The 24731-nt window shown below is 68.3% G+C and carries 17 protein-coding genes, 1 pseudogene and 2 riboswitches; of the genes and pseudogenes, 11 read left to right on the top strand and 7 right to left on the bottom strand.

Annotated elements, in window-relative coordinates:
* Positions 1 to 120: 120 nt before the first annotated feature.
* Positions 121 to 1599 (top strand): MFS transporter, encoded by a 1479-nt coding sequence (locus tag F6S87_RS06265; protein WP_231129422.1) that lies wholly within the window; start codon positions 121 to 123, stop codon positions 1597 to 1599.
* A 48-nt stretch (positions 1600 to 1647) separates the two neighbouring features.
* Here F6S87_RS06265 and F6S87_RS06270 read toward each other — a convergent pair whose 3' ends face one another.
* On the bottom strand, positions 1648 to 2409 hold the full coding sequence (locus F6S87_RS06270; protein WP_163227793.1) for a GNAT family N-acetyltransferase: 762 nt from the start codon (positions 2407 to 2409) through the stop codon (positions 1648 to 1650).
* 456 nt (positions 2410 to 2865) lie between these two features.
* On the opposite strand from F6S87_RS06270, the gene F6S87_RS06275 reads away from it, so the two are divergent.
* From F6S87_RS06275 to F6S87_RS06300, 7 genes and pseudogenes are all read left to right on the top strand, one after another.
* The gene (locus tag F6S87_RS06275; RefSeq protein ID WP_163227794.1) at positions 2866 to 4446 is read left to right on the top strand and encodes a DUF6508 domain-containing protein; all 1581 of its coding nucleotides are present in this window, start codon (positions 2866 to 2868) and stop codon (positions 4444 to 4446) included.
* A 150-nt stretch (positions 4447 to 4596) separates the two neighbouring features.
* Positions 4597 to 6495, top strand: coding sequence for an AMP-dependent synthetase/ligase (locus F6S87_RS06280; protein WP_163227795.1), 1899 nt, complete (start codon positions 4597 to 4599; stop codon positions 6493 to 6495).
* A 245-nt stretch (positions 6496 to 6740) separates the two neighbouring features.
* A pseudogene (locus F6S87_RS08765) lies at positions 6741 to 7094 on the top strand (DUF488 domain-containing protein); the annotation flags it as partial.
* A 360-nt stretch (positions 7095 to 7454) separates the two neighbouring features.
* Entirely contained in the window at positions 7455 to 7826 is a 372-nt protein-coding gene (locus F6S87_RS08770) for a DUF488 domain-containing protein (protein ID WP_331270772.1), read from the top strand.
* 290 nt (positions 7827 to 8116) lie between these two features.
* Positions 8117 to 8272: a hypothetical protein gene (locus tag F6S87_RS06290; protein WP_163227797.1), complete on the top strand. Its 156-nt coding sequence runs from the start codon at positions 8117 to 8119 to the stop codon at positions 8270 to 8272.
* A 140-nt stretch (positions 8273 to 8412) separates the two neighbouring features.
* On the top strand, positions 8413 to 8784 hold the full coding sequence (locus tag F6S87_RS06295; protein ID WP_163227798.1) for a metallopeptidase family protein: 372 nt from the start codon (positions 8413 to 8415) through the stop codon (positions 8782 to 8784).
* Positions 8785 to 8833: 49 nt separating this feature from the next.
* Positions 8834 to 8949: riboswitch (TPP riboswitch) on the top strand.
* Positions 8941 to 9774: a thiaminase II/PqqC family protein gene (locus tag F6S87_RS06300; RefSeq protein ID WP_163227799.1), complete on the top strand. Its 834-nt coding sequence runs from the start codon at positions 8941 to 8943 to the stop codon at positions 9772 to 9774. It overlaps the preceding riboswitch by 9 nt.
* A gap of 69 nt (positions 9775 to 9843) precedes the next feature.
* Here the strand turns inward: F6S87_RS06300 and F6S87_RS06305 are convergent, their stop codons facing one another.
* From F6S87_RS06305 to F6S87_RS06320, 4 genes are all read right to left on the bottom strand, one after another.
* Positions 9844 to 10149 (bottom strand): YhbY family RNA-binding protein, encoded by a 306-nt coding sequence (locus F6S87_RS06305; RefSeq protein WP_163227800.1) that lies wholly within the window; start codon positions 10147 to 10149, stop codon positions 9844 to 9846.
* 57 nt (positions 10150 to 10206) lie between these two features.
* A complete protein-coding gene (locus F6S87_RS06310; RefSeq protein ID WP_163227801.1) occupies positions 10207 to 11046 on the bottom strand; it encodes an aldo/keto reductase in 840 nt (279 codons plus the stop codon).
* A 488-nt stretch (positions 11047 to 11534) separates the two neighbouring features.
* A complete protein-coding gene (locus tag F6S87_RS06315) occupies positions 11535 to 14207 on the bottom strand; it encodes an energy-coupling factor transporter ATPase (protein ID WP_331270765.1) in 2673 nt (890 codons plus the stop codon).
* A gap of 17 nt (positions 14208 to 14224) precedes the next feature.
* The gene (locus tag F6S87_RS06320) at positions 14225 to 14884 is read right to left on the bottom strand and encodes an ECF transporter S component (RefSeq protein ID WP_231129407.1); all 660 of its coding nucleotides are present in this window, start codon (positions 14882 to 14884) and stop codon (positions 14225 to 14227) included.
* 8 nt (positions 14885 to 14892) lie between these two features.
* Positions 14893 to 15056, bottom strand: a riboswitch (FMN riboswitch).
* A 391-nt stretch (positions 15057 to 15447) separates the two neighbouring features.
* Here F6S87_RS06320 and ppgK point away from each other — a divergent pair.
* Together ppgK and F6S87_RS06330 are read left to right on the top strand one after the other, a co-directional pair.
* Positions 15448 to 16218 carry a polyphosphate--glucose phosphotransferase gene (ppgK, locus tag F6S87_RS06325; protein ID WP_163227804.1) on the top strand — a complete coding sequence of 257 codons (771 nt, stop codon included), beginning with the start codon at positions 15448 to 15450 and terminating at the stop codon, positions 16216 to 16218.
* A 211-nt stretch (positions 16219 to 16429) separates the two neighbouring features.
* Positions 16430 to 17629 carry a pyridoxal phosphate-dependent aminotransferase gene (locus tag F6S87_RS06330; protein WP_331270766.1) on the top strand — a complete coding sequence of 400 codons (1200 nt, stop codon included), beginning with the start codon at positions 16430 to 16432 and terminating at the stop codon, positions 17627 to 17629.
* A gap of 36 nt (positions 17630 to 17665) precedes the next feature.
* Here the strand turns inward: F6S87_RS06330 and F6S87_RS06335 are convergent, their stop codons facing one another.
* Together F6S87_RS06335 and F6S87_RS06340 are read right to left on the bottom strand one after the other, a co-directional pair.
* Positions 17666 to 18478, bottom strand: coding sequence for an ATP-binding cassette domain-containing protein (locus F6S87_RS06335; RefSeq protein WP_163227805.1), 813 nt, complete (start codon positions 18476 to 18478; stop codon positions 17666 to 17668).
* 33 nt (positions 18479 to 18511) lie between these two features.
* Entirely contained in the window at positions 18512 to 21028 is a 2517-nt protein-coding gene (locus tag F6S87_RS06340) for a hypothetical protein (RefSeq protein WP_331270767.1), read from the bottom strand.
* A gap of 109 nt (positions 21029 to 21137) precedes the next feature.
* On the opposite strand from F6S87_RS06340, the gene F6S87_RS06345 reads away from it, so the two are divergent.
* Positions 21138 to 24704: a tetratricopeptide repeat protein gene (locus tag F6S87_RS06345; protein WP_163227806.1), complete on the top strand. Its 3567-nt coding sequence runs from the start codon at positions 21138 to 21140 to the stop codon at positions 24702 to 24704.
* Positions 24705 to 24731 lie beyond the last annotated feature (27 nt).

Below are 24731 nucleotides of genomic sequence, written 5' to 3' on the forward strand. Positions count from 1 at the left end.
CCTGTCGCACGATCCGCGCGTGCCAACCTGCCCAGACCAGACAACGGACAAGAGAGTGAATCCATGAACAAACACGGCGAACAGCGCGGCGAAACCGTCGGGGAACGCGAGCTCGACGAGATGATGGCCGACGAGGGCGACCTGCGCCGCCCCGCGAAGACGGCTGACGAACGCATTCCGCGAAGCCTGGTCGGCTCGATCGTCGCCGTCGGCTCGCTCGCGTTCATCGGCATCCTGACCGAGACTGTCATGACGGTGCTATTCCCCGAGCTCATGGAGGAGTTCGGTGTCTCGACGGCGACCGTCCAGTGGCTGACGACGATCTACCTGCTCGTCGTCGGCGCGACGATGCCGCTGTCGTCGTTCCTCAAGCGCCGCTTCACGCTCAAGTCGCTGTTCGTCGTCGCCGTCGCGCTCGCCGTCGTCGGCTCGCTGATCATGATCGTCGCGCCGACGTTCTGGATGGTGCTCGTCGCCCGCGTCGTGCAGGGCGTCGGCTCCGGCATCGCCACGCCGCTGATGATGAACATCATCCTCGAGCAGTCGCCGCGCTCGAAGGTCGGCCGGCTCATGGGCGTCGGATCGCTCGTCATCACCGTCGCTCCGGCCATCGGCCCGACCGTCGGCGGCGCCGTCTCGGCCATCCTGCCGTGGCGCGCGATCTTCGTCATCGTCATCCCGATCGTGCTGCTGCTGTCGCTGCCGGTCGGCCTCAAGTGCATCCGCCAGGCCGCGCCGACCGAACACGCCAAGCTCAACGTCGTCCAGTTCGCCGCCATCGTCCTCGCGCTCGTCGGCCTCATCCTCGGCGTCAACCAGCTCGGCGTCGCCATCTCCGACGGCGTGGCCGGCCAGTCCTTTGGCGGCGCGCTCGCCGTCGCCATCGTCGCCCTGGCCGTCGGATTGGGCGCGCTCGCGTTCTTCGCGTGGAGCTCGCTGCGGTCGTTCTCGCCGCTCATCCGCCTGGGCTGGCTGCGCGACAGGGTCGAGCTGCTCCACGTCGTCGCCTACACGCTGCTGCCGATGCTCGGCATCGGCTTCGGCTACGTCATCACGAACCTCGCCCAGCTCTCGCTCGGCACCGACGCGCTGATGGCCGGCCTGCTCGTGCTGCCCGGCGCGCTCGTCGGCGCGCTGTTCGCGCCGATTGGCGGCATGCTGCTCGACCGGTTCGGTCCGGTGCGCCCGATCCTCGGGGCGATGGGCTTCGCCTTCGTCGGCCTGCTGCTCCTGCTGTCCTTCTCGCGGATGCTCACGCCCGGCACGCTCGCCGGCTTCTACTTCGTCTTCGGTGTCGGCTACGCGCTCGGTGTCTCGAACATCATGACGAGCGGCATCTCCGGCATTCCGGGACCGTTCGTCCCCGACGGCAACGCCGTGTTCAACACCGTCCTGCAGTTCGGCGGCGCAGCCGGCATGACGCTGTTCTCGACGATCCTGTCGGTGTGCCAGGCCGGCCACGGCGAAATCGGCTCGGCCTCCTACGTCGCCGCGACGACCAACGGCGGCACCTGGATCTTCGTCGCGATGGTCGTCATCTTCGTCATCGCCATCGGCTGCCTGGTCGCCGCGTTCCGCCTGCGCGCATCGCGGCAATGAAAAAATCCCCGCCGCCGGGCGGGGATTTTTCCATTGCCGTTCGGACAGTCAGCCGCGGCCGAGCGGATTGACGCCCTCGTTCGAGAAGTCGGTCTCGTCGTCGTACATCAGCACGCGCAGGTGCTGGTCGAGATCGAGGTTCTCGGCGGCCAGCTGCGGCGCCGGAGCCGCGGAGGACCCCGGGTCCGGCTGCGCATTCATCTCGTCGTCGTCGGCGGCGCCGTAGGCGAGCGTGCCCTGCTGGGCCAGGTTCATGCCCTGATGGTCGTAGAACGCGAAGTCGCTCGTCGTGTCCGTCATCAGGAAGTAGTTCTTGACGCCGGCGGCCTTGAACTCGCCGAGCATCCAGTCGAACAGCTGGCCGCCGATGCCCTGGCCGCGGTAGGCCGGGTCGACGATGAACAGCACGATTTCCGCGTCGTAGGCGGCGCCCTCGCGCTTCGCCTTCTCGAGCATGCGGCGGTCGGCCTCGTGCTCGGCCTTCAGGCGGTCGACGAGCTTGCGGCCGGTCTTCGAGAAATGCAGCGGAAACAGCAGCGTGCCGACATGGCGGTGGTGCTTGTTGTAGCTGCCCCTGCGCGTCTCGCGCGAATCGATGCGGCCGAGGATGACGCCGATGACGCTGTCGTGGATCGTCGCCACGCGGGCCGTCGTCGTGCGGGCCAGGCAGTATTCGAGATCGGCCTCGGCAATGCGGTGGGCCTGCTCGTCGGAGCAGTCCTCGTTGGCGTGCCAGGCATTCTGGATCAGCGTCGTCAGCGTCGGATAGTCGTCGCGCTGCAACGTCCTGTAAGCAACTTGTTCACTCATGCCTTCATCGTATGTGACGATTCACCACCGCGCGGCCGTCTCACGCGGTCAGCACAAGGGAATTTGTCGGGGGAGACCGGCGCCGTCCGTTCCCGTCGCCGGTCATGCCGACGGCGCAACGGCGCGCCGGCGGAACATGGCGGACGACACGGGGGCGTCGCGGCGCCGGAGCCATTGCCGGACACGGCGCCGCGGCGCCGACGGCGACGGTTGCATGGCGGTCATGCTTTTGTGCATCGCCGCGCGCGGTGTTATATTCTTGGTGTTTGCACAGCTCGGTGGCCGGTGGGGAAACCAGCGGTTCGGGACACGGTCGCCGCTTCGCCCGGGGGAGAATCCGGCAGCGGATTCACCGGACGGCCGTGCGCCATGCCGCCACGTTCATCGGAGAACGGGACGGAACGCCTTCCGCGGCCATAAGGGGTGGCCGTGCGCGGACACGAAAGGAGGGGCCGGATGGTTCGTGACACCTGCATATGCGGCAAGCCGCTCAAGGGACTGGCCGTGACTGGTCCGCATCGCTTCACGTTCATTCCCGCCTCCTCGCTGGCCCACTACAACTACGACCTGCCGTTCGACAGCGGCGTCCACCTGTCCGGCGGCCGCGTGCTCGAACAGTGCGAATCGTGCGGGGCGCTGACGTTCTGCGAGTATCCGCCGCTCGACGGCCACGAGCGCGGTGACGATCCGCTCGTCACCTACGGTCCCGGCACCGTCTACGAACAGTGCGACCTCGCGTCGGTGCCGACGACGTACCGCAGTTTCCGCGCGCTGATGAGCTCCGGCGTGACCGGCGGCATCATGTTCTCCGACGGCCTGCGCGCCAACCTCGCCGACCTCTACCACACGTCGGTCGCCGACCTGCCGAGCTGGAAGGTCGTCAAGGACGCGATCCTCGACCCGACGAACGTGACGCTCGACGAATGGTGGAGCGCGTCGATCGGCCGCAACTTCGTCGTGCTCTACGAAAACACGAAGGTGCTGCGTCCGGTCGCCTCGTGGCACCGCGTGGCCGGCACCGAACCGCCGAACCCGAGGATCGAGCAGTTCAACCGGCTCAACCACGACCCGCTCGCCAAGTACGCGTCCGACATGAACGAGGTCAACGACGCGCGCGAGGACATTGTCGTGCCGAACGACCGGCGCCGGCTGCTGGCGATCGGCAACCGCGCCCGCCTGCGCCTGCTCGCCTCGTCGCTGCGGGTCGGCCGCATGCTGCCGGACGTCGCCCAGTGGATGGCCGCCGACACGCTGCAGGCCGGCAACGACCTGTTCAACGCCGGCCGCGTGCTCCAGGTCGACGAGACCGTCTACGGCATCTGGCATGCGCTCGTCTCCGACCCGTCGATGGCCTACGATGCCCAGGTCGACATCCTGATCCGCCACAACGCCGTCGCGCGCATCACCTGCTCGTGCGACGAGGGGCAGCACCGGCACCTGTGCCGGCACATGGCGGCCGCGATCTTCGAGATCGGGCGTCGCTTCCAGTTCCGCGTCTCGATGCCGGACGAATCGTTCACGACCGTCGGTCCGGCCACGCCGGTCGCCGGCCATCCGGGCTTCAGGGACGCCGGAAAGGCCGGCAAGAAGTCCGAACGCTACCGTCACTATGCCGACGCGCTGTCGCTGATCCACGGCGTCGCCGGCCACGAACGGCGCTACCGGCTCTACACCAGCTTCATCGAGCCGATCGAGCACGCCGCCGAGCCGCTCTACCACATCGAGTTCATGGCGATGGATCCGGCCGGCAAGCACAAGGTCGGCTTCTGCGTCTACTCGAAGGTCATGCTCTCGTTCATCGAGGCCGTCGTCAACCGCAGTTCCGGCTACCGCAAGGTCCTCGCCTCGTACGGCCTCGACCGCAACGTGCGGCTCGACATCCTGAAGATCGACGACCTCGACGGCGATCTCGTCGAGGCGCTCGTCGCGATGCTCGTGCACAAGGAACAGACGAACGAGGGGTCGCTCGCCGAGGCGCTCGAGACCGGCACGCTGCTGCGGCTGCTCAAGCGGCTCGCCGAGATCGATGGCCAGTGAGCGGAACGGTTGTGCAGACCGTGTGCCGAACGGGGGCGCGCCGCCGGCCGCGACAGGGAATCGTTGCGCCGTGAAACTATTCTCCCGGCTACGAAACACCAAGGTTACGGAACCGTAGAAAAGTCACGTCGTCCGTGTAAGCCAGTGACTATGGCAACTGAAGAACAGCAGGCTCCGACCACGAAGCCGGAAGCCTCCCAGAACGTCGACGACAAGGCGATCAACGCCGGCATCGTCAAGGAATACACCACTCCGCTCCACGAGCCGATCGATCCGGACATCAACCTGTTCGACTTCGTCGACGACAGGGTCGAGCGCGATCCCGACGGCTCGCTCATCGGCTACAAGAACGACCAGGGCGAGTGGGGCTACTTCTCGGCCACCGAGTTCCGCGAGAAGATCATCGCGATCGGCAAGGGCCTGATCGGCTGGGGCGCCCGCCCGGGCGAGTCGATCTCGATCGTCGCGCACACCCGCTGGGAGTGGGTGGCGCTCGACCTCGCGATCATGGGCATCGGCTGCGTGACGGTGCCGGTCTACGAGACGAATTCGGCCGCGCAGATGCGTTCGATCTTCAACGATTCGGAAGTCGTGCTCGCGTTCTCCGAGGACGATTCGCAGCAGGAGAAGATCGACGCGATCGACAACGAGACGCCGTCGCTGCGCGGATCGTTCGTCATCAATTCCGAGGGCCTCGACGCGATCGTCGCGTACGGCGTCAACGTGTCCGACGAGGAATTCTACGCGCGCAAGAACGCCGTTCACGGCGACAGGCTCGCGACGATCATCTACACGTCCGGCTCGACCGGCACGCCGAAGGGCGTGGAGCTCTCGCACCGCAACATGGCCGCCGAATGCCTCGGCGCGCTGCAGTACATGCCGCGCGCGATCAACATTCCGGATCGCCGCCTGCTGCTGTTCCTGCCGCTGTCGCACGTGTTCGCGCGCTTCATGGTCATCGTCGGCATCGCCGGCACCGTGACGACCGGCCTGTCCGACAACATGAAGTCGATCGTCCAGGACTTCGAGAAGTTCGGCCCGACGCTGCTGCTCGCCGTCCCGCGCGTGTTCGAGAAGGTCTACAACGCCGCCTCGCAGCGCGCCGGCAGCGGCATGAAGGGCAAGATCTTCGCCCGCGCCGTCGAGACCGCCGTCGAATGGTCGAAGGCCGAGCAGTCCGGCGAGAAGATTCCGGGCGGCCTCAACCTGCGTCACAAGCTGTACGATTCGCTCGTCTACAAGCAGATCCGCACGATCTTCGGCCCGAACGCCGACTTCGCGATCACCGGCGGCGCGCCGATGGATTCGTGGCTGGCGCACTTCTTCAACGGCATCGGCATGCCGCTGCTCGAGGGCTACGGCATGACCGAGACGTCCGGCCCGGTCACTGTCTCGCTGCCGGACAACAACCACATCGGCACGATCGGCCAGCCGCTGTGCGGCGTCACCGCCGGCGTGGCCGAGGACGGCGAACTGTGCTTCAAGGGCGAGAACGTCTGCATGGGCTACCACAACCAGCCCGAGATCACGGCGCAGCAGATCGTTGACGGCTGGATCCACACCGGCGATCTCGGCGACGTCGACGACGAGGGCTTCGTGACGATCACCGGCCGCAAGAAGGACCTCATCATCACGGCCGGCGGCAAGAACGTCTCGCCGGGCGCCCTCGAGGCGACTGTCATGACGTCGCCGGTCGTCTCCCAGTGCCTCGTCATCGGCGACCGCAAGCCGTTCGTCGCCGCGCTCGTCACGCTCGACATGACCGACGCCAACGCATGGCTCGCCTCGCGCGGCGCCCAGCCAGCCGAATCGCTCGAGGAGCTCTCGAAGAACCCGATCGTGCATGCCGAGGTCGAACGCATTATCAAGAAGGCGAACGAGGGCGTCTCCCGTGCCGAGTCGATCCGCAAGTTCGAGATCCTGCCCGACGAGTTCACCGAGGCCAACGGCATGCTGACCGCCTCGATGAAGACGCGCCGCAAGCCGATCATCGACCACTACCGCAAGCTCATCGACACTGTCATCTACGTGCCGAAGAAGAAGGGCTGAGCCTTTTCGCCGCACCGGGCAGGGCGCTTTCCCGCAATGGGGGAGCGCCCTGTTTCGTCTTGTCCGTCTTGCCATGCGACTGTTCTTCCATGTCGCAATCCCGCGATCCGGCCAGCGGGTTGCGACATGGACAGGAGGCCGCTTCCGTTCTTCCGTGGCGAACGTGACTTGTATCCGGACGCTGGCACGACGATATTGGGTCACGACGCCGCAGCCGGCGGCGCCGGCAAGGGGGACCGGTACGAATGCTGCACGAACTCAGGATCAAGCGCGTCTACGACCATCCGTCGCCGGACGACGGCTACAGGATCCTCGTCGACCGGGCATGGCCACGGGGGCTGAGCCGGGAAACCGCCGACCTGTACTACCGCGCCAACAGGGAACTCGGCCCGAGCGCCGAACTGAAGGCGTTCCTCGGCCACACGCGGCCGAACTTCCCGGTCTTCGCCGAACGCTACGTCGACGAACTCGACAGCCGTCCCGAAGCCCACGAGATGGCGAGGAAGATCCGCGAACTGCTCGAACACGACAACGTCACGCTCGTCTACATCTCGCGGCATCCGACGAAGAACACGGCCGTCATCGTGCGCAACTGGCTCTACCGCCAGTGGGGCATGCGCCCGCAGCTGCCGGTCTGGTACACGACGACCGGCCTCGACGCTCCCGGCAGCCACGCCTCCGAAGACGCGAACCACGCCGGACGGACAGATCGTGCCAACGCTTCGACACCAACCGATGAACAGGGGGATTCCATGGACACCAACGAACGCAACGACGACCTGGCGAAGGCCGCACGGATTGCCGATGAGCCGGTCGTCGGCGCAAGCGACAACCCGCGCATGACGGTGCGCACCGAGGAGAAGGCCGCCGAGACCGCCGACGAGGAGCGCAGGCTGTTCCGCGAAGGCGACAAGATCGAGCGCCGCGGCGGCACCGTCGAAAGCGAATATCCGCACTCGATCCGGATCAAGCGCATTTACGAGGAGCCGGCTGCCGACGACGGCGCCCGCATCCTCGTCGACCGGCTGTGGCCGCGCGGCGTGTCCCGCGAGAAGGCGCAGCTGACCGACTGGAGCGACTACGAGGTGCCGCCGACCGCCGAACTGCGCAAGTGGTTCGGCCACGACCCGGCCAAGTTCGCCGAGTTCAGGAAACGCTACGTGGCCGAGCTCGACGCCAGCGGCGACGCCCACGACTTCGCGGACAAGGTCGGCAAGACGCTGCGCGACGAGAACGTGACGCTGCTGTACGCGGCGAAGGACACCGTGCACAACGGTGCCGTCGTGCTGCGCGACTGGCTCGACGGCCAGCTCGGCATCGCGACGAAGTAGGCCGGCGCGAACCGGTCCAATGCAGTCGGCGGGGGCTCCCGTCCGCGGAAAAATTCCGCGGACGGGAGTCCCCGCCGTTTGCCTGCCGACGACAGTCGTTCCTGAAAGCCGGCTGTGAGAACGCTGACGTTATTCGAACGAAGGAATTCCCGCCGAAATGTCGCACAATCCCGTATATTGAAACCGTAACGAGAGCGAAGATGGTTGGGGAACCTGAGCCGAAGGGTCTGTACATTCGTTACGACGTTGGTGAGCCGCCGCGGGCGGCCAAGGGGTGATGACACATGATGATGGTGGTTGTTGGAATCATTGGACTGGCGTTCGCCGGACTGTTCGTGTTCAGCGCGGACCGCGCGGCATGGGACGACGAGAACGACGCCGAGAAAGTACCCGTCCCGGTGCCGGTCGACGACGACTCGATCGAGTCGCGGCTGCGTAACCTGTGACGGCATGACCGGACGGCATCCGGACTTCCGACATCGTGATCGGCGACCGCAAGGCCGCCGATTTTTTCATGGACGGCTGCCGGATGACACGGACGTGTTGGCGGCCGGCGAACGCCGCGCAGTCACGATAGGGTGAACACATGAAGATGACCGAGCCGGAATTCGAGGCGACGGTGAGCGAGGCGCTCGCCGGCGTGCCGGAACGATTCAAGAAGGCGCTGAGCAACATCGCGATCACCGTCGCCGACGAACCGTCGCCGCAAGAACTGCAGGACGCCTGCATCGGCGCGAACGGCGAACTGCTCGGCCTGTACCAGGGCATTCCGCTCACGCAGCGCACGACCGGCTACGCCGGCGTGCTGCCCGACAGGATCACGATCTTCAAGGGTCCGCACGAACGCGTCTGCAGCACGCACGCCGACATGGTGGAGCAAATCCGGAAAACGGTGCTGCACGAACTCGGCCACTATTTCGGCTTTGACGATGCCTACCTGCACAGCCACGGCTACTGAGCGCCGATGACGGCCGTGGTTCGTCGTCGCTTCCTGCTTTCATGAACACTGACAGACACAGGGGAACCGTGCGCCGCCGGCCGGCGGCGCACGGTTGAGAACGCCTCGGCGGACCCTTCGAACCTGATGGCCAATACCAGCGTAGGAAGTGTTGACATGACGCAAGAAGCTGCAGCAAACCGACCCGTCGACGAGATTCTCGCCACGACCACCGACCCGTTCACCGGCGAGATCACGCTGACGAGGCTTCCGGAATTCGCGTTGCGATTCCGGCAGGCCGCCGACGCCGTCTGGGAGGACGGCTACCGGCAGCCGTTCCTGCGTGAGCTCGGCGCCGGCACATTGCCGCGCGAGAAGTTCGCGTTCTACCTGACGCAGGACTCGCTCTACCTGAACGACTACGCCCGCGTCCACGCGCTCGCGATGACGAAGACGAACGACTCCGAGACGATGGAATTCCTGACGGCCGTCCAGCACGACATCTTCCATGTCGAGTCGACGCTGCACAAGTCGTACCTCGCCAGCTTCGGCGTCACCGACGACTTCATCGCGCACGAGGCGCGCCAGTCGGCGTTCGCCCGCGCCTACACGACCGACATCCTCAACCTCGCCGCGTTCGGCGACATCCTCGACGTGCTCGTCGGCGTGCTGCCGTGCGCGTGGGTCTACGCCGACTACGGCGTGCGGCTGGCGGAGGAGTTCGGGAACGATTCGTCCGCCGGGAACGGCGCGGTGACGTTCGGGGACAATCCGTACGCCCACTGGATCGACATGTACCGCGACGAGGCGTTCTGGAAGAACGGCGCGTGGCTGATCTCGCTGATCGACAGGGAACTGGCGCGGCTGCGCGGGGGAGTGCTGACGCCGGAAGCCTACGAGCGCAGGCTCGCCGGGCTGGAGGACATCTTCGTCCACGGCGTCGAGAACGAATACATGTTCTGGGCGAGCGCCTACGACGAGCAGATGAGCTGGAAGCCGGGATGGCGGTAAGGCGGCAAGAGCGGCAGGACAGCAAGAAAGGGCTCCCCGAGGGGAGCCCTTTCTTCTCTTCGTATTGGCCTACTCGCGCACGAGCGCGATGTGCTCGATGTCCTTGCGGTGCGAGCGGCGGAACAGCACGAAGCGGTTGCCGATGACCTGGACGATCTCGGCATTCAGCGCCTCGGCCAGGCCCTCGGCGGCTTCGCGCGCGTCCAGGCCGGAACCGTCGAGCACCGAGCCCTTGACGAGCTCGCGCTTCTCGATCGTCTCGTCGGCCTGCTGGATGGCGGCGTCGGTCAGGTCGTTCTTGCCGATCTGGATCAGCACGTTGAGGTGCTGGCCCATGCCGCGCAGCTGCTTGATCTGCTTCTTGGACAGTGCCATGAATCTGCTTTCTCTAGAAATGAACGCCAACCATCCTACCGGAGCGAAGCGACGGGATCAGAAGTCGAAGTTGTCCGGATCGCTGCCGTTGCGCCGGCCACCGTCGGTGCCGGCGACCGAGTCGACGACCGCCATGTCCTCCGGCGACAGCTCGAAGTCGAAGACGTGGTAGTTCTGGACAATGCGCGTCTCCCTCGTCGACTTCGGCAGCGGGATGACGCCGCGCTGCAGCTGCCAGCGCAGGGCCACCTGGGCCGGCGACTTGCCGTACTTCTCGCCGACGTCGCGCAGGCGCCGGTCGCCGGACAGCGCCGCGACGCCCTCGTGGCCGCCGAGCGGCTTGTACGCCTCGACGACGATGCCCCTCGACTTGCAGAAGTCGACGAGGTCGGTGTTCGGGAACTGCGGGCTCGACTCGACCTGGTCGACGGCCGGAACGACCTCGGTCGTCGGGGCGTCCAGCAGCGCCTCGAGATGGTGGCGCTCGAAGTTGGACACACCGATCGCCTTCGCGCGCCCCGAAGCGTAGAGATCCTGCAGGTCGCGCCATGCCTGCTGCCAGCCTTCGGCCGGCCAGTGGATGAGATAGAGGTCGACGTAGTCGAGTCCCAGCTTGGCCAGGCTCTCCTCGAACGCCTGCTTGACGGTGCCCTTGCGGATGTCGTCGTTCCAGACCTTCGTCGTGATGAACAGCTCCTCGCGCGGAACGCCGGCCGTGTGGATCGCCTCGCCGACGGCGGCCTCGTTGCCGTAGACGGCGGCCGTGTCGATGAGCCGGTAGCCGGTGTGGATGGCCGCGCGGACGGCGTCCTCGGTCGCCTTGCCGTCCGGAATCTCGAAGACGCCGAAGCCGATTTCCGGGATCAGCAGTTCATTGTTCAACGCAATCTTGTGCATGTCGCTTCCTTGCCTGCGATGGGGAATGGATATGGTGCCCATCGTAGGCCCGGCGGCCACAAACGGGAAATCAGCCTCGTGAGAACGCCGGCGGACATGACGGAAGGCGACGGGCCCGCCGTCGCCTTCCGCTGTCGCACGACACCTACGAACCTCGGCTCGAACGACCGTGCTCCTTGTGGGAGGCAGTGGTCGCGTCCGGGCTGGGTCCGGTAACCGTCTGGTCGCCCGCCCTCGCCGGACCGGAGCCGACGGGACGGGGTCGAACCCTTCTCTCGTAATGCGGCGGATCAGCACGGATTGTGTCTCGGCCATCGACCCGCCGGTCGCTGGACCCCATTCTTCCGGAAGGGGGCATGGCTGCGCCGCCACTGCTTGAAATGTGAGACAGGTCACATTTTCGGGTTTTCTTCCGGATGTCGCGGACCCGGGACGGAAGCTCGGGTCCGCGACATCGGCATGATCCGGACGAGCGGAAGGGACGGCGGTTACAGCTGCAGCAGCACGATCGCGACGATCTGCGCGGCGACGATTCCCGCGAATGCGACGTCGCGCGGACCGACATGGTACCGGCGCCAGTGCGTGCGGTCCAGGCCTTCCTCGTAGCAGCGCGCATCGAGCGCCAGCGACAGGTTGTCGGCATGGCGCAGCGCCGCCGCGAACATCGGCACGACGACGGCGCACATCGCCCGCATGCGCCGGCACGGCGATCCGCTGTCGACCGAGCCGCCGCGGCAGCCCTGCGCCTCGACGATCGCCTTCGCCTCGGCGCCGAGCGTCGGCAGGAACCGCAGCGCCAGCGACAGCACGAGCGCGATTTCCTGCGCGTGGACATGCAGCGCGCGCAGCGGCGAGAGCAGCGAGCCGAACGCGTCGGTCAGCGCCGTCGGCGTCGTCGTCTCGAGCATGACGGCACCGAGCACGATGACGATCGAGAATCGCGCCATGTACAGCAGCGCCGTGTCGACGCCGTCGTCGGTGATCGCGAACCGGCCGATTGTCCACAGCGGCGTGCCCGACCGCACGACGAAGACGTTGAGCAGCCCCATGACCAGGAACAGCGCGAGGAAGGCGTGGACCTGCCGCAGCAGGCGCGACGGCCGGATGCGGCTCGCGGCGACGAGACCGACAGCGACGACCGCGCCGACGAGCACCGCCCACCAGGACGACATCGCGAACGCCGAGAACATCAACACGAGGAACCCGAGCGCCTTGACGCGCGGATCGAGCGACGAGACCCACGAGAACCGTTCGTTCGTCGACGATTCCTGCGACGATGCCGCGGCCACGCGGTCGAAGGACGGCGCCGCCTGCCTGACGGCGGCCGGCGCCGGATCCGGCTGCCCGTTGGCCAGCGCGGCAGCGCGCGCACGCCGTTCCTGCCAGTGCCGCTGCGAATTCGCGCCCTCGAGATGGCGGCGGTTGACCTGCTGCAGCCGGCCACGCAGCCTCGTCTTGCGCGCCGGCTTGTCCGGCGTGACGGCGAACGAGCGCGGCGGCGCGCCGAACAGCACGATCCGGTCGGCCAGCTCGCTGACCTCGTCCATCGCGTGCGTCACCAGCAGCACCGTCACGCCCTGTAGCTTGAGCTGACGGATGACGTCGTGGATGCGGCGGCGCGCGGCCGCGTCCAGGCCGGCCGTAGGCTCGTCCATGACGAGGACCGACGGCCGGCAGGCGAGCACGCCGGCGATCGCGGCCAGCCGGCGCTGGCCGCCGGACAGTTCCCCGGGGCGCCGGTCGGCGAGGTCGAGGATGCCGGCGAGTTCCAGCGCCTCGACGACGCGGGCGTGCACGTCGTCGCCGGACAGGCCCCACGACTTCGGGCCGAACGCGACGTCGTCGGCGACAGTGTCGGCGAACAGCTGGCGTTCCGGATGCTGCATGACATAGCCGACCCTGCGGTGCAGCTCGCGACGCTCGCGCCGACCGGCCCGGCGCGACGGCGCGCGGCGCAGCCATTCGCGGTCGGCCGCGTCGGCCACCTCGCTGTCCCGCGGCGACATCGCCGCCGTGCCCTTCGGCCAGTCGTTGCCGTACGGTTCGTCGTTGTCCGCGGCCAGTCCGGCCGACGCGGTGCGCCGCAGCGCGGCCAGCGGACTCCTGCGCGGCGCCGCGACGACGAGGCCGTCGACGGCGATCTCGCCGTGCTGCGGGGTTTCCAGGCCGGCCAGCAGCCGCGCGAACGTCGTCTTGCCCGAGCCGTTGTGGCCGATCAGCGCCACCGTCTCGCCGCGCCGGATCGTCACGGACACGTCGTCGATCGCCGGAATCTCGGCGTCCGGATAGCCGAACGTGACGTGCCGGAACCGGACGGCCGGCGCCGGGGCGTCGTCGAACGGCGAGCCTTCGTCGAGCGGCGTCGTCACCGGGGCGCCGGTGTCTTCGGGGGCCCTGACGGCCGGATCGCCCGCGCCGGCGACCGGACACGGATCGGCACCGGTGCCGTCGAAGACCACGTGGCCATGGTCGAGACGGACGACGTGGTCGGTCGGCCTGATTTCGTCGTCGTGATGCGTGACGAGGACGATCGTCACGCCATGTTCCTGGAGGCGGTCGAGCGTGGCGAGGACCTCGAGGCGGGCGTCCGGGTCGAGCATCGCCGTCGGCTCGTCGAGGACGAGCGTGCGCGAATCCATCGCCAGCTGTCCGGCGATCGCGACGCGCTGCTGCTGGCCGCCGGACAGGTTCGTCGGATCGGCGCGGCGCGCGTCGCCCATCGACACGTCGGCCAGCGAACGCCGGATGCGTTCGCCGATTTCGCCGGCCGGCACGGCGAGGTTCTCGGGGCCGAACGCGACGTCGTCCTCGACTGTCGTCGTGACGATCTGGTCGGCCGGATTCTGGAAGACGGCGCCGATCAGGCGGCGCGCCTGCCGATAGGCGTCGGGGCGCGCGCCGTCGGCGTCGGAAAAGACGGTGCGGCCGGCCAGGCGGACGGTGCCGCCATCGGGCGCCGCCAGCGCGGCCATCAGCCTCGAGAGCGTCGACTTGCCGGAGCCGTTCGCGCCGACGAGACAGCAGCGCTCGCCGCGCCGGACGCGCAGCGTGATGCCGTCGAGCGCCCACGTGGCGCCGCCGTCGTAGCTGAAGCGCACGTCGTCGAGCGCGATGACATCGTCGCCGGCCGGGCCGTCGGTAGTGGGGGAGGGATCGTTCACGGCTTTCATTGTTCCACTCAGTCGCCGACGAGGTTGGAAATCGGCTTGTAGATGACGAACGTGACGATGTCGTGAATGGCGAACTTGAGCAGGTTGAACGGCAGCAGGACCGGCACGATCATCGCGGCGACCTGCGCGACCGTCATGTGGGCGTAGACCGGCGTGACGAACAGGTTGCAAACGATTGCAGCAACGAGCGCGACGACGGTGCCGACGGCAAGCGCCGCGACGGCGCCGGCGCGCGAGCGGTGGCGCCGGTAGACGGCGGCGGCCGGCACCGACAGGCCCAGCGCGACGACGACGGCCATCAGCGTGCCCCACGGATCGATGAACAGGTGCGGCAGGAAGCCGAGGACGGAGACGATCGCGGCGGCCGACGGGCCGAACGCGAAGCCGGCGACGAGGCAGACGATGCCGGACGGGTCGTACTTGAGCCACGGGGCTGCCGGGAAGATCGGGAATTCGATGAAACTCGTCGCCATCGCCAGCGCGACGAACAGCGCGTACATCGCGATGCGTTTCGTCGACCAGCGGCCCTCGGAGCCGACGCCGGTCGAATGGGCGCTGTCGGGACGGGACGCCGAATGCGACGTGGAACGGGTGGAATGGGTGGAATGGTCGGCTGCGTTGCCGGATGGCCGGCCGGCCGGCCGGATGTCATGCGTGCGCTTGCCCATGGCGGGACTCCTTGTTTCTTCCATCCGGACTGTCACCGTTGGCTCCGGTCTCGCACCGGATCGGCCGCGACGGACTGGACCGCCGCGGGTCGCGGGCTGCGGCGCCTGCCCCGTTGTCTGCCGGGGACGCCGTTACCGCCAGTAAGGAATTGCACCTTCCCTGAAACTTGCAGTTCCCTTCCTACGTGGACCTCTGGATAAACGGACGGAGGCCGGACCGGGGCTGTCCGCAGGGTGGACAGCGGCGGCTCTCCGGTCGATGTGAGACGTCGGCCGGCACCGCGCAGCGCGCCGGCGGGGGAGATCCGGAAGATGGATGCGCCGGCGGCCGCGCCGTTCCGCGACATATGTGGTCGCAACGGTTTTGCAAAAAGTCCGTGCGAATAAATTCCTTCGTGGCGATACCTCTTAGTAAAGTCATCAAACTATAGTAGGATGGGAGTTGTTCCCCGGAAAATCATCCCGGGGGGTGGGCTATGCTCGGTTATGCAAACGTTTTCTTAAACGGGCGTCGTGCAGCGCCCGACTTCGCGACCAGCGACGGAAGGAAAGAAAGGTCAACGATGATTGATACTGCTCAGGCATTCGGCGTGGATATCGGCGGCTCCGGCATCAAGGCCGCCCCTGTCAATCTCGAGAAGGGCGAGTTCGCCGAACCCCGACTGAAGATCGCCACCCCGGCGAACTCGACCCCGAAGGCCGTCGGCGACATCGTCCGCCAGCAGCTTGAGCATTTCGAGGTGCCCGAAGACGCGCCGGTCGGCATCGCGTTCCCGGCCCCGATCAAGCCGGGCGAGAAACTGCACTTCATGGCCAACCTCGACAAGTCGTGGATCGGCGTGGACGTCACCGAGGTGTTCTCGGAGGCCTGCGGCCGTCCGGTCACCGTCGTCAACGACGCCGATGCCGCCGGCCTCGCCGAGCAGCAGTTCGGCGCCGCCAAGGGCCAGGACGGCCTCGTCATCGCGACGACGCTCGGCACCGGCATCGGCACGGCCCTCATCTACAACGGCGTGCTGATCCCGAACACCGAGCTCGGCCACATCGAACTGCCGAAGGGCAAGGGCGACGCCGAGAAGTACGCCGCCTCGTCGGTGCGCGAGAAGCTCGACATGGGCTACAAGAAGTGGGCGAAGCGCCTGACCAAGTACTACGGCCAGATGGAAATGCTGTTCAACCCGCAGCTCTTCGTCGTCGGCGGCGGCGTGTCCCGCGTCTCCGAAAAGTTCATCCCGTACATCGAGATCGAGACGCCGATCGTCGCGGCCACGCTGCACAACGAGGCCGGCATCATCGGCGCCGCCTACTACGCCAGCGTCCAGAAGCAGGCCTGAGCAGGGGACCTGGCGGCAGGCGCGGCAGACCAAGCCGCAGGGCAATCCCGGACGCAAGGTCCGGCCGCCGCGATCCTTTCATGTCGGATGTCACGAACCGGTAGCCCGGTTCGTGACATCCGATTATTTTTCCCGGCTTTCCCGATTGTTGTCGTCCGGCCGCCGCGACGGTCCTGCAGGACTGTAGGCGGCGGCGATTATCGTGGGCATCGTGCATTTTTCCTCCCGCGTGGACATTTCCGAGCCGAACCCGATCGCCGTCGCCGAACGCGACATGAAGACTGCCGGCATCGTCCTTGACAAGCTCAACGATTCGAATCCCACCCGCCACGGCCTGGCGCCGGCGAGCCTGCCCGCCGTCTACGGCGCCGAGCCCCGCGGCCAGCATGCCGCCCGCGAGGCGCTGGCCGCCCACGTCAACGGCGACGGCCGGCTCGCCCCGCCGGTCGATCCCGATCGGCTCTACCTGCTGAGCTCGACGTCCGAAGCCTACGCATGGCTGATGAAACTGCTGTGCGACGCCGGCGACGCCATTCTCGCGCCGAAGCCCGGCTATCCGCTCATCGAGTCGATCGCGCGGATCGAATGCGTGGAACCGGTCGAATACAACCTGCGCTTCGACGGCTCGTGGACGATCGACATCCCCGAAATCGAGGCGCTCGTCGAGGCCGGCGAGACCGACGGCCATCCGGTGCGCGCCATCGTCGTCATCAACCCGAACAATCCGACCGGCTCGTACGCCAAGCCGGCCGAACGCGAGGCGATCGTCGACGTCGCCCGCCGCCACGGCCTGGCGATCATCGCCGACGAGGTCTTCTTCGACTACGCGCTCGAACCGTTCACGGACACGGCCGGCGACGTCGTCAACCGCCGGTTCGCCGGCGAGGACCGCGTGCTCACGTTCGCACTCGACGGCTTCTCGAAGACGCTCGCCGCGCCGCACGCCAAGGTCGGCTGGATCGAGACAAGCGGGCCGGACGACGACGTCGCCGAGGCGCAGCGCCGCCTCGACGTCATCGCCGACGACTTCCTGCCGATGGGCGAGATGATCGCCGCGGCAATTCCCGGCATGCTGCAGGAGGCGCCCGCGCAGACCGCGAAGGTGCGGGACCGCGTGCGCGGCAACCTCGCGACGCTGCACGCCATGCTCGCCGCCGACGACCTCGGCGTCGTCGACGTGCTGCGCGCCGAGGGTGGCTGGAACGTGCTGCTGCGCTTCCCGTCCGTCATCGACGAGAACGACCTCGTGCTGCGCATGATCCGCGACTTCCGCACGAGCGGCCAGCCCGGCTACTTCTTCGACATGACGTCGAACGGCTACCTCGCGATCTCGCTGCTGCCGGAGCCCGGCGACTTCCGCCGCAACGTCGGGACGGTGCTGGAGGCCGTCGCCGCGGAACTCGGGCAGTAAGGGAGCGGGGAAAGGCGGCCGGCGCGGGGCATTGCGCTACTGCCGCATTGCGCGGTACTTGCCGCGGATCAGGTCGGCGTAGAAGGCGGCCGCGTCCTCGGGCAGCCCGTCGAACCTGACGTCGCCGTCGTCCATGACGAGCGTGCGCGCGATGTGGTATTCCGGCCGCGTCAGCAGGTCGACGTCGTGCGTGGCGAAGATGACGGGCTTCTCGCACGAGAACAGCGCCTGGGCGACATGGCCGGTACTGATCTCGTCGAGGCCGCGAGTCGGCTCGTCGGCGACGAGGACGGCCGGGTTCAGCGCGCAGGCGATCGCCAGCGCCAGCATGTGCAGCTGCTCGGTGTCGAGTTCGCGGGCCGGCGTGCGGGCGACGTGGGTCAGGTCGAAGTGGGCGAACATGTTGCCGATGACGGCGAGCCGCTCGGTTTCGCCGAGACGGTATTTTTTCAGCAGCGCGCCAAGCGCGTCGTGGATCGACATCGACGTGTTGAATTCGCCGGGAATTTCCTCGCGCTCGACGTAGCCGGCGAACATGCCGATGCGCCGCCGGTCGCGTTTCGAGTCGGACCGGAATGTCTCCTCGGCGCCGCTGTCCGCGCCGTCGCGCGCCGTCGCCGTCATCAGGCCGCCGGTCGGCGCGAACCGTCCGGTCAGCACCTTGAGCAGCGTCGACTTGCCGGCGCCGTTGAGGCCGATGACGGCGGTGTGGCCGTCCTGCGCGAACAGGTCGACGCTGACGCCGACCATGCCGACGCGGCCGTCCTCGTAGGCGTACGAGACGTCGTCGAGATGGAAGTTCGCCGAGTCGACGGTGTTGAGATGCCTGCCAAACCACGAAAAGCTCATGGCCTCATTGTAGACAGCCGATCGCGATGTCGCCTAGAGCAGCGTGAACCAGCTCGCCACCCCGGCGTACAGGCCGGGATTGTTGTTGACCATGCTGTCGTCGCGGCCGATCGTGAACAGCGACAGCACGGCGATGGCCAGCGAGAACAGTGTCAGCGCCAGCAGCAACGCCCGGCACAGCCACGTCAGCCAGCGTCGGCGCGCGGCCACGGCGCCGGCTCGGTCGCGGGAATCGTCGCCGGCCAGCGTGCCGGCAGGGGAGACGGCGGCATGGTCGGTGCCGAGTAGCCAGCCGATGACCGGCACGGCGGCGATCATGAACAGCCAGCCGAAATCGCACATGTAGCGCCAGCCGAAGCCGCCGACGCGCGCGTCGAACAGCAGCAGGACGACGCCGAGCGCGAGCGACCAGACCATCAGTCCCCAGCAGCCCGTGCGGGCGAACCGTTTCCGGACGAACGGCGCGGCGAGCGCGAAGACGACGGCCGGCGCGAGCAGCAGCAGGCCGCCGACGGACGGCTCGGTGAACGACCATTCGGGCAGCGGCGTCGGCGAGATCTCGAGGAACGGGAATCGCGAGGTGAACCTAAGCGGCAGCAGCAGGTAGTAGAACAGCGTGCCGGCCATGTTCTTCAGCGGCGTCGAGAAGACGGTCATGTCGGTGACGGTGATCTGGTAGTCGTTGCCGAAGTCGAACGGCGAGCCGAATCGCGCGATGTTGTACCAGCAGACGACGGCGAGGAGGGCGACGGCCGGCAGCAGGACGGCGACGAGCGGCTTCGCGATCGTCGCGGCGACGGTCCTTGCCGTCGACGATTCGCCCGTCCGTCCGGCCGGATCGTGCCGGTTCGCGGACGATCCGGCCGCCACGGCGCGGCGGCGAACGCCGGTCGCCAGCCGCCACATCGCCCTGATCTGCGGCCAGAACACCGGGAACGCGAGGATGGCCGTCAGCGCGAACGTCGGCCGGCAACCCACCGTCGCGGCGATGCACAGCGCGCCGGCGCCCACGCGGGCGAGCGACAGCGCCGGCGCGTCGGAGCCGGGGACGCTCCAGTACCGGTGCACGGTGCCGTTGCGGCGTCGCCTCGTCGGCGCGGGCCGGGCGGCGCCGAGCCAGAACCACAGGCCCATCGTGCACAGGAACAGCGACGCGGCGAACGGAATCGAGTAGAAATTCGTGCGGTACCACAGGTAGACGGCGTTCGAGCCGAACAGGAACAGCGCGCACGTCATCGACGTCGCGGCCAGCGAGATCCGCGGGCAGCAGCGGCGCAGCAGCCGCACGACGAGCAGCGTGGCGAAGACGAGGAAGCCGAACATCAGCAGCAGTTCGGCGCAGGAGGCCGGCAGCATCATGCCGGCGCCGTCCGTGCCCAGGCCGAACAGCGACGTGACGGCCTGGAACGGCAGGAACAGCAGCAGCGCCGGCAGCACGCCGAAATACGAATACCAGTGGCCGTCGTGGAACGCGTAGTCCCAGTAGATCGGCGTGACGCCCTGCGCCTTGAGCGCCTCGCGGGCCGTCACGTCGTACGGGTTGGCGAGCGCCGCCAGCTGGTCGGGCACCGGCAAGTCGAGCCAGACATGGCCGTGCAGCAACGCGTCGGCGACGTGGCCGTACTGGTCGAAGTCGTAGGTGTAGCCGCCGTCGAGATGGAACGCGAGCGGAAACGACGTCGCGATCTGCTGGACGACGACGGCGAGCGAGACGGCGCCGGCGACGCCGAGAATGCCGGCGAGCCAGCAGCGCTGGCGGACGCTCGACGTGTCCAGGCGCATGCGCCACAGCCGCGATCCCGGGCGCCAGAGCCAGACGAGCAGGACGACGAAGGCCATGACGGCGACGCGCGCCCAGTTGAAGTTGAACGGCACGCGCACGTTCGCGCGGATGTTCGAGATCGGCACGATCGATCCGGCCGGCTCCTCGACCCAGACGCGCACGGTGCCGCTCGACGGCGCCTTGAAATACATCGACATCGCCGAGTACGGACATACCGACGCCGTCGCCGTCGTCGACTGGTCGGCGGAATCCCGGCCGGTCGAATCCTGTCCGCCGGAAGCCGCCGTGGCCGCCTCGTCGACGACGGCGCGCAGGTAGACGGTCTTGACGAGCGTCTCGGTGCCGCTGTCGGTGTCGAGGTCGGCGACATCCTGCATGGCCCGCGGACTCGAGCCGATCGCATGGTAGTAGTCGCTCGAGCCGTCGGCGACGACGGTGAAGTACGCCTGCGTCGGATCGGTCACCTTGACCATGCCGTTCGGCAGCCGTTCGAGGCCGGAGCCGAGCGCGTTGTTGGCCGACGCCGAGTCGGTGCTCGCGGCGATCGACGTCCAGTACGGCAGGTTGAAGCCGACGATCTCGACGAGCGCGATCAGCAGCGCCGCGACCGCCGCTCCGGCCAGTGTCGGCAGCGCGCGGGCAAGACGGGCCGTGCGCGCGCCGGCCGCGCCGGAATAATCGCGGGTGCCGGCGGTGTTGACGCTGGCAGTGCTGTCGCCGGCGGTACCGTCGCGGAACGGGAAAGACTGATGTCGATGAAGGACCACGGACGCCATTCTAACGTGAGGCCATGTTGAAGGACCATGGGCATGGACGGGCGTCCCCGGTCCGGCGGCGCCGGAGTAGATTGAAATGGAACGATTGGAGGCACGGGACATGGACCACGGCAGTGACCAGCAGGACCAGCAGCGGCGGGGCGGCAAGCGTCCGCATCGCACGATCGCCTCGGTGCTGCACCGCGCCGGCGCGGCGGCCGAGACGGCCCGCCAGGTCGCCGGCGGCGCCGTCGAGGCCGCCAGGCAGTCGGCGTCGCATGCGACGGCCAGGCTGCGCCGGCCGCATGCCGACACCGCCGCGCGGGGCGGACGGTCCGGCATGTCCCCGTCCGCTTCCGGTGCCGCCGGCGCACGCGGCGGCGGCACGCGCAAGGCCGCGCGGGGAAGCGCGGCGGAAAGCGACGTCCGCTCCGGGACTGCCCGTGCCAAGGCCACCCGTCCCGGAGACGTCCACGGCGGCGACGCCGCACGGGAGGCGAGCGACGCGATCCTGGCGCTGATCGGCGCCGACCGGCGCATTGCGCTCGGCGCCACCGTGCGCCGCCATGTCCTCGACCCGATGCCGCTCGTGCCCGACGGCATCCGCCTCGGCTGGGCCCAGCTGCCGGCCACGCAGGGCCGCGGCTTCTCGCTCGGCCTGTTCCCCGACGCCGGCCACTTCGTGCCCGTCGCCTACGCCGACGACCGCGGCCGCGTCTTCTCCGGTTTCGAACCGACGATGGACACCCACGACCGCGAACCGCAATTCGCGTTCACGAAGGAAGGCGACGCGAGGCTGCCCGACGGCCCGCGGTTCGGCCACGACCATGCCGACGGGACGGTGCTCGACGTCGTCCAGGGCAACATCGTCGGCCGCGGCGACGACGGCCAGATGCTCTGGCTGGCGTCCTGGCTCAAGACCGGCAACCGCTACACGCTCGAGCAGATGCGGCTCGCGCTGCCGCGGACGATGCGCACCGACCTCGAATTCCGCGACGCGATCGCCACCGCCTTCTTCGCCACCTACCTCGTGCCGCGCGTGCGCGGCCTGCTCACCGGCTTCGGCTCCGGCAACATCTTCCGCCGGCTCAACCGCGAGGCGCCGCTCGGCGCCATCCGGCGCGCCATCGGCGACACGCTGACGGCCAGTGCCCACGGGCTGCGCGCCTCCGGCCTCGAGGAACACTTCGCCGACCTGATGAAGGAAGCCGGAGCCCTCGACCGCGTGACCGGACTCGAGGCCGTCCACGGCCGCGAACCGGCGCGCCTGTTCACGTCGGCCTACTCCGGCGGCTACTTCCTGCGCCTGGTCGAAGGCAACGGCATTCCGTTCGACGCCGTCCTGCCGCTGATGAAGATCGAGGGCAACCTCAACCGGTTCTCGGCCGTCAGCAGCTGGCTCGAATTCAACGGCCGCACCGGCCGCCTTCCGATCGAGGACACCGTCACGCGCGCCGAGGCCGCGCAGATCGACCAGGCGCTGCTCGCCAACCCGGCCCTGCTCGCGTTCACGCCCGCCGACGACAATGCCTATCTCGACCTGCAGCACGGCGACGGCTTCCTCGCCGTCAACAACCTCGTCGAACTCGCCCGCGATGTCGCCCGACGACTGGCGTCCTCCCGCCCGGGCTCCTCCCCGGATGCCACGGCACTCGACGGGCAGGACGCCGGCGCGGACATGTCGCGGACCGGAGAATGGGTGTACCGGCAGACGCTGGCCACGATGCTGCGCGAAATCCGGCTGCCATACCGCTTCGACGCCGACTTCCGGTCGAACCTCGCCGCCGGCGATGTCGCCGTCGCCGTGACCGGCGCCGGTCCGGCGCTGATGCCCGACAGCGAATACTCGGCCGACCGGCATGAATGGGTGGCGCTCGACGACCACCGCAAGGCCGCCGCCTCGGCGGCCTACTCGCTGCGCGTCGGACTCGTCGCCGCCGCGCTCGCGTTCGGCGCCGGCGACGACGTCGAACACGTCTGCCTCAAGATCGACTCGTACGGCGTCGAGGAGGCGCTCGCCGAACAGGACAGCGCCATCAAGGCGATGATCGGCGAGGCGATCAGCCAGTTCGAGCATCTCAAGCTGTCCGACTTCGAATTCGGCGGCGGCAAGGCCGACCCGAAGGACGGCGACTACCACGGCGACCCGCAATGGTCGGCCCAGTTCGGCCACAACGAGCGGCACGGCGCCGACGACGCCGCGTCCGACACGGGCGTCCGCGACGACGAATTCGAGGCGCTGATGCGCGACTCCGGCATCGACGAGGTGGCATTCGCGTCGCCCGAACCCGTCACGCCGGCCGAGGCGGATGAATCGTCCCCGTCCGGCGCCGACGACGCGCCGGCGGCCGACCCGCTGACGCCGCAGCCGTCGATGACGACGATGGTGACCGTCGAGTTCACGCGCGACGAGTTCCTCGGCCGGCTCGCCGCCGACGGCCTGGCCCATCCGATCGACACCTACCGGCTGTTCGGCGCGACGATGGACATCGACCCGGCTGACGGCCTCAGGCCGACGACGCCGCGGTTCGCGCTGTCCGACGGACGCTTCGCGCCCGACGGCGCGCAGACGCTGCCCGAACACGACGACCGGCAGCTGCCGAGGCCCGTCGCCCGGATCCTCGGCACCGACGACATGTTCGGCCTGTCCATCCAGCGCGACGACCTGCTCGCCCACGCCACCGACACGTTCCACCGGCTCGCCGCCGACGAGTCGATGCCGTCGGTCGAGAAGGCGCAGCGCGCGATGCGGCTCGTCGAGCGCATCAACGACCCGGAACTGACGGCGCTCGCGCCGTCGGTGACGGCCGCGCTGATCGACGGCACCGACACGCCCGACCTCGAGTTCGTCGACGCGCCCGGGCTCGACGACGAACGCCGCCGCGCCCACGACCTGTTGTTCTCCGGCCAGCTCGACCGCGCCCTCGACACGGCCGAACACGCCGTCGCCGACCTCGACCGGCGCTTCGCGTCCGTCGACGGCGTGCCGCGCTATTTCAACTCGTACGCCGAACGTGTCGTCTACAACCGCATGTTCGCCACGCCCGGCGAGAAGACGGTGCTGATTCCCGACAACCTGTTCTACGCGCACATGGAACTCGCCGACCTCCTCGCGCAGGTCGGCGGCGACCGCACGCCGCTCGACCACCTCAACGCGACCGTCGCCTACGCGCCGGCCTACCCGCTGTCGCATCTCAAGCTGGCCAGCCAGCTCGCCCGCGACGAGGACTGGGACTCGGCGAAGGCCGCCTGCCTCAACGCGCTGCGCGTGGCCCTCGACAGCTCCGACGCGGCATTCGCCTACTACAGGCTCGCCCAGGCGCTGTGGATGCGCGACGACTTCCAGGTCGCCGTCGCCGCCTACGTGATGTGCACGGCGCTGTCGCCGCACGCCGTGCCGGGCGCCGGCGACGAACTGGCCGAACTCGTCGCCCGATGCAAGTCGCAGTGCATTGCCGTGCCGACGTCGGTCGGCGACGCCGCCCACGTGCTCGCCCGTCACGACATTCCGGTCTGGCCGAGCCGCGACATCGCCGACCTCGTGCGCCAGGCGGCCCGCGCGACCGTCGACCGGGGCATGTTCGTGCCGGCCCGCACGCTCGCCGTCGCGTCGGTGCGCCTGACCGAAGGCAGCGCCGAGGGCCTCGATTTCCGGCACATCCAGTTCCTGCGCTCGCTGGGGGAGTAGTCCGCCGGCGCGGCCGCGGTTCCGGCC

The sequence above is a fragment of the Bifidobacterium choloepi genome (assembly GCF_010667615.1).
GTDB lineage: Bacteria > Actinomycetota > Actinomycetes > Actinomycetales > Bifidobacteriaceae > Bifidobacterium > Bifidobacterium choloepi.

Bases quoted from the DNA above. Each gene is read 5' to 3' on its own strand.
- F6S87_RS06275 (WP_163227794.1), top strand. From the start codon at position 2,866: ATGGTTCGTGACACCTGCATATGCGGCAAGCCGCTCAAGGGACTGGCC.
- F6S87_RS06320 (WP_231129407.1), bottom strand. From the start codon at position 14,884: ATGGGCAAGCGCACGCATGACATCCGGCCGGCCGGCCGGCCATCCGGC.
- F6S87_RS06280 (WP_163227795.1), top strand. From the start codon at position 4,597: ATGGCAACTGAAGAACAGCAGGCTCCGACCACGAAGCCGGAAGCCTCC.
- F6S87_RS06270 (WP_163227793.1), bottom strand. From the start codon at position 2,409: ATGAGTGAACAAGTTGCTTACAGGACGTTGCAGCGCGACGACTATCCG.
- F6S87_RS06300 (WP_163227799.1), top strand. From the start codon at position 8,941: ATGACGCAAGAAGCTGCAGCAAACCGACCCGTCGACGAGATTCTCGCC.
- F6S87_RS06310 (WP_163227801.1), bottom strand. From the start codon at position 11,046: ATGCACAAGATTGCGTTGAACAATGAACTGCTGATCCCGGAAATCGGC.
- F6S87_RS06290 (WP_163227797.1), top strand. From the start codon at position 8,117: ATGGTGGTTGTTGGAATCATTGGACTGGCGTTCGCCGGACTGTTCGTG.
- F6S87_RS06335 (WP_163227805.1), bottom strand. From the start codon at position 18,478: ATGAGCTTTTCGTGGTTTGGCAGGCATCTCAACACCGTCGACTCGGCG.
- F6S87_RS06295 (WP_163227798.1), top strand. From the start codon at position 8,413: ATGAAGATGACCGAGCCGGAATTCGAGGCGACGGTGAGCGAGGCGCTC.
- ppgK (WP_163227804.1), top strand. From the start codon at position 15,448: ATGATTGATACTGCTCAGGCATTCGGCGTGGATATCGGCGGCTCCGGC.
- F6S87_RS06345 (WP_163227806.1), top strand. From the start codon at position 21,138: ATGGACCACGGCAGTGACCAGCAGGACCAGCAGCGGCGGGGCGGCAAG.
- F6S87_RS06265 (WP_231129422.1), top strand. From the start codon at position 121: ATGATGGCCGACGAGGGCGACCTGCGCCGCCCCGCGAAGACGGCTGAC.
- F6S87_RS06305 (WP_163227800.1), bottom strand. From the start codon at position 10,149: ATGGCACTGTCCAAGAAGCAGATCAAGCAGCTGCGCGGCATGGGCCAG.